Here is a 15467-nt window from a genome sequence, read left to right on the forward strand (position 1 = left end):
CCGGAGGTTAGCGAATGCCCAGCAAGGCGTTGATTTGCAGTTGATTGACCGGTGCCCCGGCAAAGTCATCGAACACTTTATCCGTGACGGGAATAATATGGTTGCGGATAAACGCGGCCCCTTCTTCGGCCCCGGTTTGCGGATGCTTCAGGCAGCATTCCCATTCGAGCGTGGCCCAACCGGCATAATCGTACTGTGTCAGTTTGGAGAAGATGCCTTTAAAGTCCACCTGCCCATCCCCTAATGAACGGAAGCGCCCTGCACGATCCGCCCAGGACTGATAGCCGCCATAAATCCCCTGCCGACCGCTGGCATTGAACTCCGCGTCCTTAACGTGAAACATACGGATGTGATCTTTATAGATATCAATAAATTCCAGATAGTTGAGCTGTTGCAGCACGAAATGGCTGGGATCGAACAGCATTTGGCAACGCGGGTGAGCGGCAACCCGCTGATGGAACATTTCAAAGGTAATGCCATCATGCAAATCTTCGCAGGGGTGGATCTCATAACACAGATTGATGCCCTGCTCGTCACAGGCGTCAAGCACCGGCAACCAACGCTTGGCCAACTCGTCGAAGGCCGTTTCAATCAGCCCTGCTGGCCGTTGCGGAAATGGAAACAGGTAGGGCCAGGCCAACGAACCGGAGAACGTGCCCATTTCGGTCAGACCTAGCCGTGCGGAAGCTTTTGCCGCCAACAGCAGGTTTTCCTTGGCCCAAAGCGTTCGTCCTTGCGGATCGCCACGCAGCCCCTCCGGCACAAAGCTATCGCATAGTGCATCATAGGCGGGATGCACCGCCATCAGTTGGCCGAAAATATGCGTGGTCAATTCGCTGATCACCAGACCGTGCTGCGCCAGCATGCCGGTGATGTCATCGCAATAGTTTTGGCTTTCTGCCGCCGTTTTCACATCAAACAAACGGCTATCCCACGCGGGGATCTGCAAAGCGTTAAAGCCGGTCTCTTTTGCCCAGGCGGCAATCGCTGGCAGGCTATTGAACGGAGAAGCTGCATCACTGAATTGGGCAAGGTGCAGGCTGGGGCCTTTCATCGTTTTCATCGTTTTTCCTATTGTTTGTCGATTGACAAACAATAGGCTTAAATCGACTCATCGGCAAGAGGATTTTGAAATTCGTTGGCGTTATCTGCCATTTAAGCGATCCTGTAGCCCGCAGCAAAATCACCGGAGAAGATGACGATGGCAGGCAGACCCAGAGAGTTTGATCGTGAACAGGCCCTATTGCAGGCTCGTGACCTATTTTGGCAGCAGGGGTTTGAAGGCACCTCGATGTCCGACCTGGTGGCCGAGCTGGGCATTGCTTCGGCACGGATCTACAAAGCCTTTGGTTCGAAAGAGTTACTGTTTCGTGAAGCGATAACACACTACGAAACCCACGAGGGCGGCTTTGCCGAACGCGCTTTTGAAGAAAAGGCCAGTGTGCGTGAAGCCATCCAACAGATGCTAAACGACGCTGTTGCCCTCTACAGCCAGGGTGAACGTCCCCAAGGATGCATGGTGGTTTCATCTGCGGTCAGCGTCAGTGAAGAAAATCAGGGCGTCAGGTGCTGGTTGATGGAACACCGCAAACAGCGCACCCAAGGCATTATCGACAGATTACAGGCTGCGATACAGGCTGGTGAACTGCCCGCCAACACCGATGCAGAGAGCCTTGGTGATTATTTTGCGGCGTTCTTGCATGGCTTATCCGTTCAGGCTCGGGATGGCGTTAGCCGTGCCCGGCTGGAAAAGGCGGTGAAAGTCGCCCTTACAATGCTCGATCATCCACCGGCGTAATACCATACCCACACTGTTAATGTGATAAGGTTAAAAAATATTCAACGAACCGGTTGAGTATTGACACTGAGGTTCTATATTTAACCATATGGTTAAATTATCTTCCTCACCGCTGGACGCCATTTTCCACGCGCTGGCCGACCCGACAAGGCGCGCCATCTTGCGCACATTGGCCGAAGGCGAACACAGCATCGGTGAACTGGCTGCGCCGTTCGAGATGTCGTTTGCCGGAGCTTCCAAGCATATCAAAGCGCTGGAGCTTGCCGGGCTGGTACAACGCACCGTGCAGGGAAGAAACCATATCTGCCGGCTCGCTCCCGAGCCAATGGTGCAGGCCATACAGTGGCTGCAAACCTACGAACATTTCTGGAATGAGCGGCTGGACGCGCTAGAACTAGCGCTGCTGAAGGCCGACTCGCATCCTCCGACGGAGTGAACCCATGAACGACTACGGTATGATTATTGAAACCGGTACGCTGCGGATCCAGCGGTTGCTGCCCGGTCCGCTCAAACGCGTCTGGGCCTACCTGATCGAATCGGATAAACGTGCCAGTTGGCTGGCCGCCGGTGAAATGCCCATGCAGGTCGGGGCCAAGATCGAGCTACTGTTCTGCAATGCCGATTTGGCCGGTGAGGATGAAAAACCGCCGGCAAAATACAAATCCTGTGCCGGTAAAATTACCCAGGTGGGCCATATCACCTGCATTCTGCCTCCGCGCCTGGTGAGCTTTACCTGGGCAGAAACTGGGGAAGCCCGCCCTTCTGAAGTCACTATTGAACTGACCGAGCAAGAGGGCAAGGTGCTGTTGACCCTCACCCATCGCCGCCTGGCCAACCGCGATACCCTGCTCAGCGTCGCCAGCGGCTGGCATACCCATCTGGATCTGCTGGCCGATCGCCTGCTGGAGCGAACATCAAACCCGTTCTGGGCCTCAATGAGCCGGTTGGAAGACGAGTACCGGGCCAAACTGTAAGCCAGTGGGGTGAGGATCACGGTTCTCACCTCCCATCAACCAAGAAGATTCCTAATCAAGGCTTTGCAAAAACGCCTGTCATGTTCATTTTTTAAGTGATTCCTATAGCCTAAAACTCCGGGGTAATTCTATAAAGGTTATTAATTCAATGACTTTATTACATTTTAATTAATTTTTTGTAAATGTTTGGTTCTTCTACTACCTTATTAATTGAAGACAATCTTATTCTTAGTAAAGGTGGTTAAGCCATATGCCTCCAAAACAATCTTCAAATAGTTTATCTGCCGAAGAATGCCAAGTAAATCAGTCTGAATTTGACCCCGCCACCTTCGATGAGTACGCAGGACTCTATGAAAAGATGCTTTCCTGGCCTTATCGTAAGGAATTAGAACTGCCTACGCTAGAAAAACTAATGGGCGATCTCACTGGTCTAAACGTGTTGGATTTTGGTTGTGGGCCAGGTGTAATTGCACGTTGGTTAAATAAATGCGGGGCATCATATATTGTCGGCCATGATATTTCCGTCGGCATGCTTAATTATGCACGCCGACGTGAAGAAAAAGAGAAACTCGGAATTCAGTATATTTCACAAATCGATGGGAAATACAGTGAGCATTTCGATATCGTCCTTGCCATTTATGTCATGCCCTATGCGACTCACCATAAAGACTTACTGACAATGAGCCAAACAATGGCCAAGGTGTTAAAACCAGGAGGGCGACTGATCACATTGCCTATTCATCCTGATTTCAATTCAGATCCAGAATATTATCGACCCTTCGGCCTGCGTCTGATTGAAGAACAGCCTCGTGCGGATGGCAGCCAAGTTCGGTTGCATCTCTGTCATCCTCCTTATGATGTCAATATTCAGGCCAACTATTGGTCACGTCAGACTTTGGAAGATACGTTATATCAGGCCGGTTTTCAGACTGTCAAATGGCAACCACTAAATGTACCAGCCAATACTCTACCAGCAGAACTTTCCCACTACGTTCAATGCCCACATGCGGCCATTATTGAATGTATTAAAGGAAAAACATAGTGAGTCTTTTTCAACAGCCCGCCCCCGCCCCTTCATTTCACAACATTGAACATATTGACCGACATGAGTGGGATGCACTAGTCACTGACCATGACTTTTTTAATAGCTACGACTGGTTAGCAGCTCTAGATTACGCCCTAGGTAAGGGAGATATTTTTACATTATACGGCAGTGCCGGGTTGTTGGGCGGCTGCGCGCTTTGGCAGGGTGAAGATCAACCAGGGTTGTTCTATCTACCTGACTATTTTCCCGGTTTGGACGGTCCCTGGCAGCAACCATTCTTGTGGGGGGGAGCGCGCCGTTCCACGCACAATGAAATCCTCTGTGTACGAGGGCGGCGGCGCGGAGCGGCATTAACTGCCATTGCCGAAATGCTGGCTCGGTTAGCGGTTAGTCGGGGATATTGCGCAACCATTGTCCCGTTTATGCCACTGGCCCAAGCTCTTGAAGTCGCTCACTGCTATCCTTATGCCCGTGTACTTATGCATTCAGCAGAAGCGACTATACCGGTAACCGCCGGTGGACTTGATTCGCAATTACAACAACGTTGCTCCCACCACCGGGTTCGAGCTAAAGCCGAGTTGGCCGCATTCTCCCGTTTAGGTAACCGGGTGGAATGGTGTCGATTGGACGATCATCTGCTGGAGTCAGCAACAGAACTAATTACCAATAACCGAAGAAAATACGGTAGTCATCAAAGTATTGACTGGATGCAGCGCATATTTGATGGACAAAAAAAATCCTCCGTTATCGGCTCAGCGGTTGCTGCTGTTGCCAAACGCGGCAATCAAATACTGGGGGTGACCATCTTTTACCGTTTCGGTGACACCCTTCACGCCCGCTATTACGGCTCGAATTATCAGATAGACGATAACGATTTCCGTTATTTCGTACTGACCTATTACCACTCATTGGATTATGCGGCTAAAAACGGGATCCGCGAATGTAGACTATCCATTTCAGCCCTTAGCGCCAAGACGCTGCGTGGCGCAGAAATAGAGCCACTGGCAGCACTATTGCTGTTTGAAAATACTGCCCCCCTATCAACCAGCGCATGTGAAGACTATAACCATCTTTTTTATCAGCGTTACCAACAACAGCACGGTACACATCTGACCTCCGACTGGGCACTGCTTGATTAAAGGAAAACCTTATGCTGCATCTGATGTATTTATTGAAACCAACACCTAAAGCCCATCTGGATATGGCCGCATTTTGGAGTTGGGTGGAACAACGTGACGAATGGTTCTACCGCCCACTGGCAATGGCAGGAGAACGCCGTTGGTATGTCCGCACTATCGGCACTAATGTCCATTGTTTGGAGCATTACGTGGCATTCGCCGATGAGGCAGCCTGGGGGCAGTATCGCAGAGCCGTGGCAAAACTCTGCCAAGACCCTGCATGGGAAAAAATCCGGGTTGAACAAGATCTGTGGTGGGAGATCCTCGATTCGAGTTTGCTGAATGACGCCCCTTTTATTGTCACCCCAAGGAGCTAACATGGACCTGACACAACGCAGCCTGTATTTGCTCAATAGCGCTCGCTTTTTCACCCTTGCCAGCCAGCACGGTGACGACATTCCCTGGGCTTCTACCGTAAATTATGTCCCGTTGTTCTCGCCCTTGCGGCTGGTGTGGTATTCGATGAGGACCGCCAGACACTCCGAGAATATTCGCCAACGTGCTGAGGTTAGTGGTTCACTGTTTCGTTATGACATGCAAGAAACTTCGCCGTTAGGGCTGGATGGTGCGCAATTTATCGGCAGCGCGCGGGAAATATCGCAGTGTGAATGTGAAGGTATCCATCAGGATTATTATCGACTTAATTTTCCCGATGTGCTGGAGCGTGCTCGCTGGCAGCTACCATTACATGAGTTTTATGGTGATGGCCCGCGGCGTTTTTACGAACTCCTCATAAAGTACTGGTGGCTACTGGATATAGACGGTTGGCTGCAAACTAAAGAAGACAAACGCATTCCCGTCCCACTAGCCCAATTGGTTGCACCTAAATAGGAGGTACAATGAGTCTATTAAATTCATTGACTGGCAAGCTGATCGTCTCCTGTCAGGCATTACCCGATGAACCTCTCCATGGCGCTTCGCTGATGGCAAAAATGGCAATGGCAGCCTACATTGGCGGAGCCGGGGGGATAGTGGCCAACAGTGCGCAGGATATTGCGGCCATCAAGGCACAAGTTGGTTTACCGGTAGTGGGGGTGTTGAATCGCCATTATCGCGACTCGACGGTGTGCCTGACGCCAACTATTGCGGACATTCATGGGTTAATGCAGGCCAAACCGGACTTGATTTCCATCGAAACCGGTTTTCGGCCACGGCCCGGCGGAGAGCGCCTGGAAGATATGCTACAAGAAATCCGTACCTGTTACCCGGACGTATTACTGTTGGCAGCAGTAGCTACCCTTGAGGAAGCTCTTCTGGCACAGGAACTGGGTTATGACGGCATCACTACCGCAATGTATGGCCATACCCTAGAAAGTAAAGGAAGGCATCTCATCGATGATGATTACGCGCACCTGAAAACATTATGTCAGGCCGTTGCTTTACCGGTTTTGGCTGAAGGGGGAATAAACACGCCGGAACAGGCGGCCGGTGCGTTGCGTTGCGGGGCTCACAGCATCGTTGTCGGTGGAGCTATCACGCGGCCACAAAATATCACACGAGCCTTCGTGAATGAATTGTCTCTGTCAGGTGGATAAAAGTTTCGTTTCCCACATGTGAAATCTATTGGTTATCTAGGCGGTACTGTTTATTTACCGTTGCTCGGCGCTGCTTCGCGTATAATTCGTTACCTCATTCTGATGCCCTTGAAACATGGAGTTACGATGCGTCAACGTATTATTGTTTGCCCGTTAATTGAAAACGATAACGCCTATCTGCTGTGCAAAATGGCAGCTCATAAAGGGGTGTTCCCCGGACAATGGGCGCTTTCCGGCGGCGGTACCGAGCCAGGGGAAACCATCGAGCAGGCGTTACGTCGTGAAGTGCGTGAAGAACTGGGAGCCGATCTGGTGCTGGACCGCATTCAACCCTGGACGTTCCGCGACGATGTGCGGGTGAAGACCTATGAAGACGGCAGCAAAGAGCAAATTTATATGGTTTACCTGATTTTTGACTGCCACGCTGCCAACCGCGCCATCACGCTTAATGATGAGTTTGCAGAATATGCCTGGGTGCAGAAGGAAGATCTGGCCAGTTACGATCTGAACGAAGCGACCCGATTCACGCTGCGTCAGCGTGGATTATTGGAGTAGTGTCCACCCTAACCTCTCCAAAAGGACTGAAGGATCCCCACTGATTTTTTCTCAGTAGTTTCAGAGTGTTGGAGCGAATGTTTTACGAGCAGTCTGTTCGTTTTAAATCGGAACCCGTCAACATTTGATGGTTTTTATACGAGGGCAGTCACCTGCCCTCGGACAGCGCTAAACGGTAGTTACTTATCCTTCAGCCCGCGGTTGATCAGCATCGGTTCAATGCTTGGCTCCTGCCCACGCCACTTAACGTACAGCTTTTCCAGATCCTGGCTGTTGCCCTGTGACAACACCTGCTCACGGAAACGCTGGCCATTCTCTGCCGTTAACCCACCGTTATCGCTGAACCACTGGAAGGCGTCATCGGCCAACATCTCCGTCCACAGATAGGCGTAATAACCGGCAGCATAGCCGTTACCCCAGATATGTTGGAAATAGCTGGAGCGATAGCGTGGTGGCACATAGCTGAGATCGATCTTGTCCTGGCGCAGCGATACGGCTTCGAATTTGTCCACGTCCTGCTGCGGTTGATCGGCACCCAACATGTGCCAATGCATATCCAGCAGTGCGGCAGCCAACAGCTCGGTCATGGCATAGCCCTTGTTGAATTTATCGGCCTTGTTGATTTTATCGACCAACGCCTGCGGCATCGCTTCACCCGTCTGGTAATGCTTGGCAAAGTGGGCAAATACCTGCGGATCGCTGGCCCAGTGCTCATTGAACTGCGACGGGAACTCGACAAAATCGCGGGCGGTATTGGTTCCGGACAGGCTCGGGTATTGCTGATCGGCAAACATACCGTGCAGCGCATGGCCAAACTCGTGGAACATGGTGATCACATCGTCATAGGACAGCAACGCCGGTTGGCCCGCCGCGGGTTTGGTGAAGTTGGAGACGTTGTAGATCACCGGCTTGGTGCCGTTGAGTTTGGACTGCTCAACGAAGTTGCTCATCCAGGCGCCGCCGCCCTTGTTGTCACGCTTAAAGAAATCGGTGTAGAACAGCGCCAGAGACTGGCCGCCTTTATCAAATACCTCGTAGACCCGCACGTCAGGATGATAAACCGGGATGTCTTTACGCTCTTTAAAGCTGATGCCGTACAGCAAATTGGCGGCGTAGAATACGCCGTTATGCAGCACGTTGTTCATCTCAAAGTATGGCTTGATCTGTGATTCATCCAGATCGTACTTCTCTTTACGTACCTGCTCGGCATAGAACTGCCAATCCCAGGCAGCCAGCTTAAAACCGCCGTTTTGCCGATCGATCACTGCCTGAATGTCTTTGGCCTCGCGCTCTGCCCGGGCCGTGGCGGCAGGTACGATGTTACGCATAAACGCCAATGCCGCATCCGGGGTTTTCGCCATCTGATTTTGCAACTTCCAGGCAGCATAGTTCGGGAAGCCCAGCAGTTTGGCCTGCTCGGCACGCACTTTGGCTAACCGTACCAGGGTTTGGCGGGTATCGTTGGCATCATTTTTTTCTGCACGATTGATCGAAGCTTCGAACAGCTTTTGGCGAGTATCGCGATCTTGCAGATTTTGCAAATCGGGCTGCTGTGTGGTGTTCTGCAGGACCAGCAGCCATTGCTTATCCAGCTTACGCTCACTGGCCGCCTGCGCTGCTGCTGCCAACTCGCCCTCTGAAAGCCCGGCCAGCAGGGTTTTATCACCGATCGCCAATGCACCGTTTTTGCTGGCGGCCAGTAATTTATTGGTGAACTGGGTGCTCAGCGTCGCCGCTTCCTGGTTCAACGCTTTCAGTTGGGTTTTATCCGCGTCCGAAAGATTGGCCCCGGCCAACACATAGTTCTTGTAGGTCACCTCTACCAGCCGTAGGGACTCGCCGTCCAATTTGAGGCTATCACGCCGATCGTAAATCGCCTTGATGCGCGCAAACAGTTTGCTGTTCAGCATAATGGCATCGTCTAACGCCGCCAGCTTGGGTGAGGTTTCTTCATCCAGCTTTTGCAGCGCGTCGCTGGTGTTGGCGGAGGTCATCGCGCCGAATACGTTCATGGTGCGCGTCAGCAGTGCGCCACTTTTTTCCAGCGCCACGAAGGTATTGTCAAACGACGGTGGCTCCGGGTTATTGGCGATCTTCTCGACTTCTGCCAGTTTCTGCTGGATACCGGCGGCGATGGCCGGGGCATAATCGCTTTCGCTGATGACATCAAAACGAGGGGCTTGGAATGGCAACTGGCTGGCGGCAAAGAACGGGTTTTCTCCCTGCTTATTCTGTTTAACTTCTCCGGTCACTTTCGCCTCCTTAGTCTGGGTATGGGTTTCTGCCAGCGCGGGCGTGCTTAACGCAACGCCGATCGCCAGTACCAGGGTTGATAAACGCATCAAATTGAAACTCCTCCATGTCTTAATCCAGAGACGCTGCGTCCACTTGGATAGAAGCTGCAAATTCAGCAACATAGCCTAGCTTAGGCTCAGATGGTCGTTTGAGCAAAAATAACTGGGAATTTCTCAACAAGCTAGTTCTATAGAGCGCTGCATACTGCGTTCGTTAGGTTATACGGAGGAGAACAAAGAAAAAACGCGGCCAGGAGGCCGCGTTAACGTAAGCTGACTCATTTCTCTGTCATCAGAACTGATAAACCAGACCGACAGCAACCACGTCGTCGGTATTAATACCGGCCGATTTGGTGAAGTCGTTTTCATCCAACAGGTTGATCTTATAATCCACATAGGTGGACATGTTTTTGTTGAGGTAATAGGTCGCTCCCAGGTCAACAAATTTGACCAGGTTTTCACTACCGTAGGTATTACCGTTGGCAGCCTGCCCCAGGTTCTTACCGTTGGTTTGGTTATAACCCACAAATGGGCGCAGGCCAAAATCAAACAGATAGTGTGCATAGGCCTCAAAGCTTTGCGCCTTATTGGCGTAGCCATAAGCTTCGCTGTTTGAGCTGCCGAAGCGCGCTGCATTATAGGACTGGGTAAACATGACGGCCAGGTAGGTATTGTTGGCGTCATATTTCAGGCCGCCTGAATAACCTTCCGCATTGTCCCCCCTCCCCATGATACCGCTATATGCGCCACCGCCATTTTGCTCGCTGGTACGTTTGGAATTAAAGAAGGCCCCCGCCGCGCTAATACCGAACCCCATATCATAGTTCACCGACATACCATAACCATCACCGTTCTGGCCTAAAACGTCGCGGCCATTGTTAGTCTCTTCCGGGCTGCCGTTTTTACCCTGATACTGCAGAGAAAAATGCAGGCCATCAACCAGACCAAAGAAGTCATTGTTACGATAGGTTGCCAAACCGTTTGAGCGTTGGAACATAAACTGGTCGGCACCATAGGTGGAACCGTCAAATTCGGGCTGCATGTCGGTATAAGCCGCAACGTCATACAGGACACCATTATTACGGCCATAATCGAATGAGCCATAATCAACGACTTTCAGCCCTGCGAAGCCATAACGGGTGAAGGCATTGTTTTCGCTTTCCGGGGTGTTAACGTTGACCTGGTATTCCCACGTACCATAGCCGGTGAGCTGGTCGTTAATCTGCGTTTCACCGCGCAGGCCCATACGTATGTAGGACTGGTCGCCATCAACGCTATTGTTATCAGAGAAATAGTGAAGTCCATCGACTAAACCGTACAAATCCAGTTTATTACCGTCTTTGTTATAGATTTCAGCGGCTCCTGCGGTGCCAGCCATCAGCAAAGCAGGAACCATCAGAGAGAGTACTTGAAGTTTCATCGTGATTATCCTCTATTATTATGTCTTGCTATAGCCACTGCTGTTACGAGCATGATTAGCTCGTGAGTCTATTACCCTTTCGATCACGGTAATTATATTAATTTATACCGCCATGACATGAATGCAAGGTCGGTCGATTGTTTTTTATTCGTTAACGGGCATCAAAGACCGTTACAAACTAACGCAATAAATTAGAAAAACGGTATGGTTTAGTAAAAAATACAATTAATGCAACAAGTTGGTCTTCATCAACTCATCGACCTACGCGTTTATTATAAAACTTGACCACTCACATCGATAGCAACACCGATCGCCCCTGTGGAAGACGTATTTCATCCGTCATCGGTTTTAAAAACTGACGATATCAATCCAGCGTCCCAATAAGGTATTTTCCATTTTGGCCTTCTATTCCAATTCAATTAAAAACGCACCGCGTTCCGGGCCAGCACCCACTACCATGACAGCCACCTCATCGCCGGACTTCAGTTTTTTGGCATTGATGTCATCGTGGATCATCTTAAGCGTACTGGGGATCACCAGATTGCCATACTTGCGCACGTTGGTACTGAACTTGGACTGTTCAACGCCGGTCTGTTCGCTGCACGTTTTGATAAACCCTTCCACCATTTTCGGGCTGGCTTGATGGGTGTAAATCCGCTCTACCTCATGGAAATAGTGCTGACGATGGGCTTCTAGCCCTTGGTGATTGAGCTGCATCCCTTTTGAATAATAGAGTTTGGTTTTATCCCCAGCCATGGCATAGCAGGAGAGTTGCTCATTTTGCTCAAGGCCGGGCGGATTCAATGCTCCACCGCCGGGATAATGGATCAATGGGTCGTCAAATCCCTCCTCATCCCCGAAGCTCAGGGAATCACGGCTATACAGGCTGTAACCGTTAGCAGAAGGGCTATGCCGCAGGACTATCGCAGCTGCACCATCTGAAAACAGCGCGGGTGATGCCCACAATGCGCCGTTCAACGGATGATGCGTGTTGTAGCGATAAATCGGTGAAACCATATATAAACTGGACACTTCATAGGCGACGATCAGAATGTTTTTTACATTCAACTGCGCTGCCAATGACAGCGCCCGCGCCATACCGGCACAGCCAGCGGCAAGCTGTAACGGGGGAATATGATCAGGAATTTCCAGCGCACGTAACAATTTAAATGAGTCGTAATCCAGTTGCACCTCATACGGCGTACTGGTGGCGACCATCACAATATCAATGTCTTGTGCAGTCAGGTTGGCGGAATCCATGGCTTCACGAGCGACCTCGACAATACGGTTAAAATCCCGAAAAAAATCAGGGTCCCAACTTTTAGACGCTACTGGCCCAATGATGTTTTGGATATCGCGACCAGATAGAAAACTGCCTGGCTTTTTGCGGTTGGGGACTTTAAACGATTCGGCCCATTCATCTATGCTCAGGACATCACCAATGACCGTAGAGAGTCCCGCTATTTTATAATGGAAATGACGACCTTGCTGTGTTGTGTTCATAGTGATACCTCTTTATATTACGGATAGTAAAATTCATGGGCTGATTAAAAATCAGCTCACTATAAAAAGAGAGTCAAAGGTTCTATTAATTCGCTTGTTTTAATTGGTTTTTTGAATAAACAGAGTTATTACTTTGTTGCTCAATACGTTCTATGTGCTCAAATACACGACGAGCAGAAACCAATAGCGGTGTACCTGGTCCAAATATATCTGCCACGCCACACTGATAAAGAAAATCGTGATCCTGCTGGGGAATAACACCTCCGACGAATACCATGATGTTATTCATGTTTTTTTTACTTAGCTGATTAATTAATTCAGGCACCAGGGTTTTATGTCCCGCCGCTAACGACGATACGCCAATGGCGTGGCAGCCAGAGCTCTGCGCCTGAGCTGCCGCTTCCTCCGGGGTCATAAATAATTCGCCCAAGTCGACGTCAAACCCCAGATCGCCAAAGCCTGCTGCCACCACTTTAGCGCCACGGTCGTGTCCGTCCTGGCCCAATTTGGCGATCATGATTTTAGGCTTTCTACCATGCCGGTGAAGAAACATCGCCAGCTTTTGCCGTAGCTCCTGCCATTGGTGATTATCTGCTAATGATTCGCCGTACAGACGCTTCACAACCTGGGGTTTCGTACGGTAGCGGCCCCAAACATCAGCCAATACCGCAGAAACCTCACCGACCGTAGCCCTGGCTCGCATTGCCTGCACGCTCAGCTCCAGCAGATTTCCCACGCCGGACTCGGCGCAACGCCTCAAAGCCTCCAGAACCTGGCTCACCACTTGGGGATTACGCGCCTCACGCAAGGCTTTCAGACGGATAATTTGTGCATTACGCACTGCACTATTATCTACCTCGCGATAATCGACCGGTCTTTCACCCGGCAATGTGTATTTATTCACCCCGACGATCACCTGTGCCCCCGTATCTATCTTCGCCTGAGTCCGCACTGAGCAAGCGCTGATTTGTTGCATGACCCAGCCTGATTCCAGGGCCTTTAACATCCCGCCCATCGTCGCGATTTCTTCCAGCAGCGTCCGTGCCCCGGCAGCCATTTCATCGGTGAGTTTTTCCATCATGTATGAGCCGGCCCAGGGATCAACTACCGCACAAATTCCCGTTTCTTCCTGAAGGATCAACTGAATATTGCGCGCCAGGCGAGCTGAGGTATCCGTTGGCAAACCGATAGCCTCGTCAAAGGCATTGGTATGCAATGATTGTGTTCCCCCGAACACCGCGGCCATCGCTTCGACGGTAGTACGCACCATGTTATTGTAGGGATCTTGCACGGTTAACGACCAACCCGACGTTTGGCAGTGGGTACGTAAAATCAGTGAGGTTGAACGTTGCGGGTTAAAAGCCTGCATGGTCTGATACCAAAGCAGACGAGCAGCGCGTAGCTTGGCGATCCCCTGATAAAAGTCCATGCCGATGCCGAAGAAAAAGCTCAGGCGGCCAGCAAAATCATCAACGTTCAACCCCTGCTCCAATGCAGCCTGCACATACTCTTTGCCATTGGCCAGTGTCAGAGCCAGCTCCAGGACATCACTGGCACCCGCCTCTTTCATGTGATAGCCGGAAATTGAAATTGAATTAAACTTCGGCATCGTTTTCGATGTATAAGCGATAATATCGGAGACAATACGCATCGAGGGAACAGGCGGATAAATATAGGTATTTCGCACCATGAATTCTTTTAAAATATCGTTCTGAATGGTGCCTTTCAGTTGTTCCGGTGTGACACCCTGTTCTTCTGCCGCCACAATATAGGCGGCTAAAACAGGCAGCACGGCACCGTTCATGGTCATCGACACGGACATATTGCCCAGAGGGATCTGGTCGAATAATACTTTCATATCTTCAACGGAGTCGATTGCCACACCGGCTTTGCCTACATCCCCAGTGACACGCGGATGATCCGAGTCATAACCCCGGTGGGTGGCGAGATCAAACGCCACTGAAATTCCCTGAACGCCCCCAGCCATCGCCTTGCGATAAAATATGTTGGACTCCTGGCAGGTAGAGAAACCGGCATATTGGCGAATGGTCCAGGGCTTGACACTGTACATTGTGGCATTCGGCCCCCGGACATAAGGTGGCATACCCGGTAATGAGTGCACATGGCCGATGTCCTTTATATCATCGTGGGTATAAACCACTTTTAACGGTAACACATCGGATAAATAAGGATTTATTAATCTCTCTTTCGACTCAAAATAATCTAAATCTTCTGGCATTACATCAGATTCGGGTAATTTCATGGCACACCTCAGCGACTTCAGTAAAGAGGCATTAAACTGGAAATAGGCATGAAATTTAAAGCTAGGCCATGGCGATATTTAAGTCCAACCGCCGTCACAAAAAAAAGTGAAACAAAATGAAAACAGGCCAGGATTTTCTATTTTTTCAGTCATCACAAACCTTGCCTGATTAGGATGGAGGTCTGTTGGCGCTGCTGGATGGCAATACGCTCAAAGCCGAAGCGGCAATGAAAACCGCCAACGGGATCTTGCCCGTTTCCACGCCGATGAAAAAATAAGTCGCTTCTGCCGCTAATCAACGTAATATCGATGATCCGCCCCGTTTTAACGGGAGCGGATTTTTGCCGTTTTAGGCCTGAAAAGCGAGGTAATAATAATGATCTACAGTGACCTTACTCAGTGCCGTGTGAACACCGACCGGTTGTTGATTGCCCCCTTTACCGCAGCAGACGCCGACGATGTTTACCAGGCGATCACCCCTACGCTAACGCGTTTTATGACCTTTGAACCAGAAGAGTCTCCCGAGGCGTTTGCCAACGTCTGGGAAGGCTGGCTGCCGTTGATCCGCGAAGGCGAAGAAGTCATCTTTGTGGCACGGCTGCGTGATAGCAAGCAATTCGTTGGCATGGGCGGCGTGCATAATCTGCACAGCCAGACACCCGAGCTGGGCATCTGGGTAAAAGAAAGTCTGCATGGCTTGGGTTATGGGCGCGAAATCGTGCACGCCATGGCTACCTGGGTCAGCGAACACTACCACCCGCCGTACTTCATCTACCCCGTCGCCGAACAAAACACGCCAAGTCGCCGTATTGCCGAGTCGCTGGGTGGCACCGTGCAAGGCCGCCGCGAGAATATCAAATACGACTGTGTGGTTTACCACGTGCCGGCCATCACCGGTTAAA

General features: G+C 50.7%; 15 protein-coding genes. 10 read left to right on the forward strand and 5 right to left on the reverse strand.

From position 1 onward, the window contains the following. Window positions 1-7: 7 nt before the first annotated feature. Window positions 8-1063, reverse strand: a complete 1056-nt coding sequence (locus tag ABIE29_RS09445) for a sugar phosphate isomerase/epimerase family protein (RefSeq protein WP_429618245.1) — start codon at window positions 1061-1063, stop codon at window positions 8-10. A gap of 138 nt (window positions 1064-1201) precedes the next feature. On the opposite strand from ABIE29_RS09445, the gene ABIE29_RS09450 reads away from it, so the two are divergent. The 9 genes from ABIE29_RS09450 to nudI all read left to right on the forward strand — a co-directional run bounded on the left by ABIE29_RS09450 (window position 1202) and on the right by nudI (window position 7085). After that, window positions 1202-1798 carry a TetR/AcrR family transcriptional regulator gene (locus tag ABIE29_RS09450; RefSeq protein WP_429618247.1) on the forward strand — a complete coding sequence of 199 codons (597 nt, stop codon included), beginning with the start codon at window positions 1202-1204 and terminating at the stop codon, window positions 1796-1798. Window positions 1799-1886: 88 nt separating this feature from the next. Beyond that, window positions 1887-2234: an ArsR/SmtB family transcription factor gene (locus tag ABIE29_RS09455; RefSeq protein WP_429618249.1), complete on the forward strand. Its 348-nt coding sequence runs from the start codon at window positions 1887-1889 to the stop codon at window positions 2232-2234. A 4-nt stretch (window positions 2235-2238) separates the two neighbouring features. Next, complete coding sequence (locus tag ABIE29_RS09460) at window positions 2239-2772, forward strand: SRPBCC family protein (RefSeq protein WP_429618250.1); 534 nt, start codon at window positions 2239-2241, stop codon at window positions 2770-2772. 250 nt (window positions 2773-3022) lie between these two features. Next, on the forward strand, window positions 3023-3814 hold the full coding sequence (locus tag ABIE29_RS09465; RefSeq protein WP_429618252.1) for a class I SAM-dependent methyltransferase: 792 nt from the start codon (window positions 3023-3025) through the stop codon (window positions 3812-3814). Continuing rightward, window positions 3814-4956 carry a peptidogalycan biosysnthesis protein gene (locus ABIE29_RS09470; protein ID WP_429618253.1) on the forward strand — a complete coding sequence of 381 codons (1143 nt, stop codon included), beginning with the start codon at window positions 3814-3816 and terminating at the stop codon, window positions 4954-4956. The genes ABIE29_RS09465 and ABIE29_RS09470 overlap by 1 nt, the downstream gene beginning before the upstream one ends. Window positions 4957-4967: 11 nt before the next feature. Next, the gene (locus ABIE29_RS09475) at window positions 4968-5312 is read left to right on the forward strand and encodes a hypothetical protein (protein WP_429618254.1); all 345 of its coding nucleotides are present in this window, start codon (window positions 4968-4970) and stop codon (window positions 5310-5312) included. Between the two features lies 1 nt (window position 5313). Further along, window positions 5314-5826 carry a pyridoxamine 5'-phosphate oxidase family protein gene (locus ABIE29_RS09480; RefSeq protein WP_429618255.1) on the forward strand — a complete coding sequence of 171 codons (513 nt, stop codon included), beginning with the start codon at window positions 5314-5316 and terminating at the stop codon, window positions 5824-5826. Window positions 5827-5834: 8 nt separating this feature from the next. Next, window positions 5835-6530, forward strand: a complete 696-nt coding sequence (locus tag ABIE29_RS09485) for an N-acetylmannosamine-6-phosphate 2-epimerase (RefSeq protein ID WP_429618256.1) — start codon at window positions 5835-5837, stop codon at window positions 6528-6530. A 126-nt stretch (window positions 6531-6656) separates the two neighbouring features. After that, window positions 6657-7085 (forward strand): nucleoside triphosphatase NudI, encoded by a 429-nt coding sequence (gene nudI / locus ABIE29_RS09490; RefSeq protein WP_429618258.1) that lies wholly within the window; start codon window positions 6657-6659, stop codon window positions 7083-7085. A gap of 179 nt (window positions 7086-7264) precedes the next feature. Here the strand turns inward: nudI and dcp are convergent, their stop codons facing one another. The 4 genes from dcp to scpA all read right to left on the reverse strand — a co-directional run bounded on the left by dcp (window position 7265) and on the right by scpA (window position 14565). After that, window positions 7265-9427: a peptidyl-dipeptidase Dcp gene (dcp, locus tag ABIE29_RS09495; RefSeq protein WP_429618260.1), complete on the reverse strand. Its 2163-nt coding sequence runs from the start codon at window positions 9425-9427 to the stop codon at window positions 7265-7267. A 244-nt stretch (window positions 9428-9671) separates the two neighbouring features. Further along, complete coding sequence (gene ompC / locus ABIE29_RS09500; RefSeq protein ID WP_429618262.1) at window positions 9672-10799, reverse strand: porin OmpC; 1128 nt, start codon at window positions 10797-10799, stop codon at window positions 9672-9674. A 405-nt stretch (window positions 10800-11204) separates the two neighbouring features. Continuing rightward, the gene (locus ABIE29_RS09505) at window positions 11205-12302 is read right to left on the reverse strand and encodes a 3-oxoacyl-[acyl-carrier-protein] synthase III C-terminal domain-containing protein (protein ID WP_429618264.1); all 1098 of its coding nucleotides are present in this window, start codon (window positions 12300-12302) and stop codon (window positions 11205-11207) included. An 85-nt stretch (window positions 12303-12387) separates the two neighbouring features. Continuing rightward, window positions 12388-14565, reverse strand: coding sequence for a methylmalonyl-CoA mutase (gene scpA / locus ABIE29_RS09510; RefSeq protein ID WP_429618265.1), 2178 nt, complete (start codon window positions 14563-14565; stop codon window positions 12388-12390). Between the two features lie 376 nt (window positions 14566-14941). Here scpA and ABIE29_RS09515 point away from each other — a divergent pair, with 376 nt between their 5' ends. Next, complete coding sequence (locus ABIE29_RS09515) at window positions 14942-15466, forward strand: GNAT family N-acetyltransferase (protein WP_429618267.1); 525 nt, start codon at window positions 14942-14944, stop codon at window positions 15464-15466. The last annotated feature ends 1 nt before the right edge of the window (window position 15467 follow it).

Origin of the sequence: Serratia sp. 2723 (assembly GCF_050434425.1) — a bacterium.
Taxonomy (GTDB): Bacteria; Pseudomonadota; Gammaproteobacteria; order Enterobacterales; family Enterobacteriaceae; genus Chania.

Coding starts and splice junctions, on each gene's coding strand:
- scpA (WP_429618265.1), bottom strand. CDS start 14,565: ATGAAATTACCCGAATCTGATGTAATGCCAGAAGATTTAGATTATTTT.
- ABIE29_RS09465 (WP_429618252.1), top strand. CDS start 3,023: ATGCCTCCAAAACAATCTTCAAATAGTTTATCTGCCGAAGAATGCCAA.
- dcp (WP_429618260.1), bottom strand. CDS start 9,427: ATGCGTTTATCAACCCTGGTACTGGCGATCGGCGTTGCGTTAAGCACG.
- ABIE29_RS09475 (WP_429618254.1), top strand. CDS start 4,968: ATGCTGCATCTGATGTATTTATTGAAACCAACACCTAAAGCCCATCTG.
- ABIE29_RS09455 (WP_429618249.1), top strand. CDS start 1,887: ATGGTTAAATTATCTTCCTCACCGCTGGACGCCATTTTCCACGCGCTG.
- ABIE29_RS09450 (WP_429618247.1), top strand. CDS start 1,202: ATGGCAGGCAGACCCAGAGAGTTTGATCGTGAACAGGCCCTATTGCAG.
- nudI (WP_429618258.1), top strand. CDS start 6,657: ATGCGTCAACGTATTATTGTTTGCCCGTTAATTGAAAACGATAACGCC.
- ABIE29_RS09515 (WP_429618267.1), top strand. CDS start 14,942: ATGATCTACAGTGACCTTACTCAGTGCCGTGTGAACACCGACCGGTTG.
- ABIE29_RS09505 (WP_429618264.1), bottom strand. CDS start 12,302: ATGAACACAACACAGCAAGGTCGTCATTTCCATTATAAAATAGCGGGA.
- ompC (WP_429618262.1), bottom strand. CDS start 10,799: ATGAAACTTCAAGTACTCTCTCTGATGGTTCCTGCTTTGCTGATGGCT.
- ABIE29_RS09460 (WP_429618250.1), top strand. CDS start 2,239: ATGAACGACTACGGTATGATTATTGAAACCGGTACGCTGCGGATCCAG.
- ABIE29_RS09480 (WP_429618255.1), top strand. CDS start 5,314: ATGGACCTGACACAACGCAGCCTGTATTTGCTCAATAGCGCTCGCTTT.
- ABIE29_RS09485 (WP_429618256.1), top strand. CDS start 5,835: ATGAGTCTATTAAATTCATTGACTGGCAAGCTGATCGTCTCCTGTCAG.
- ABIE29_RS09445 (WP_429618245.1), bottom strand. CDS start 1,063: ATGAAAACGATGAAAGGCCCCAGCCTGCACCTTGCCCAATTCAGTGAT.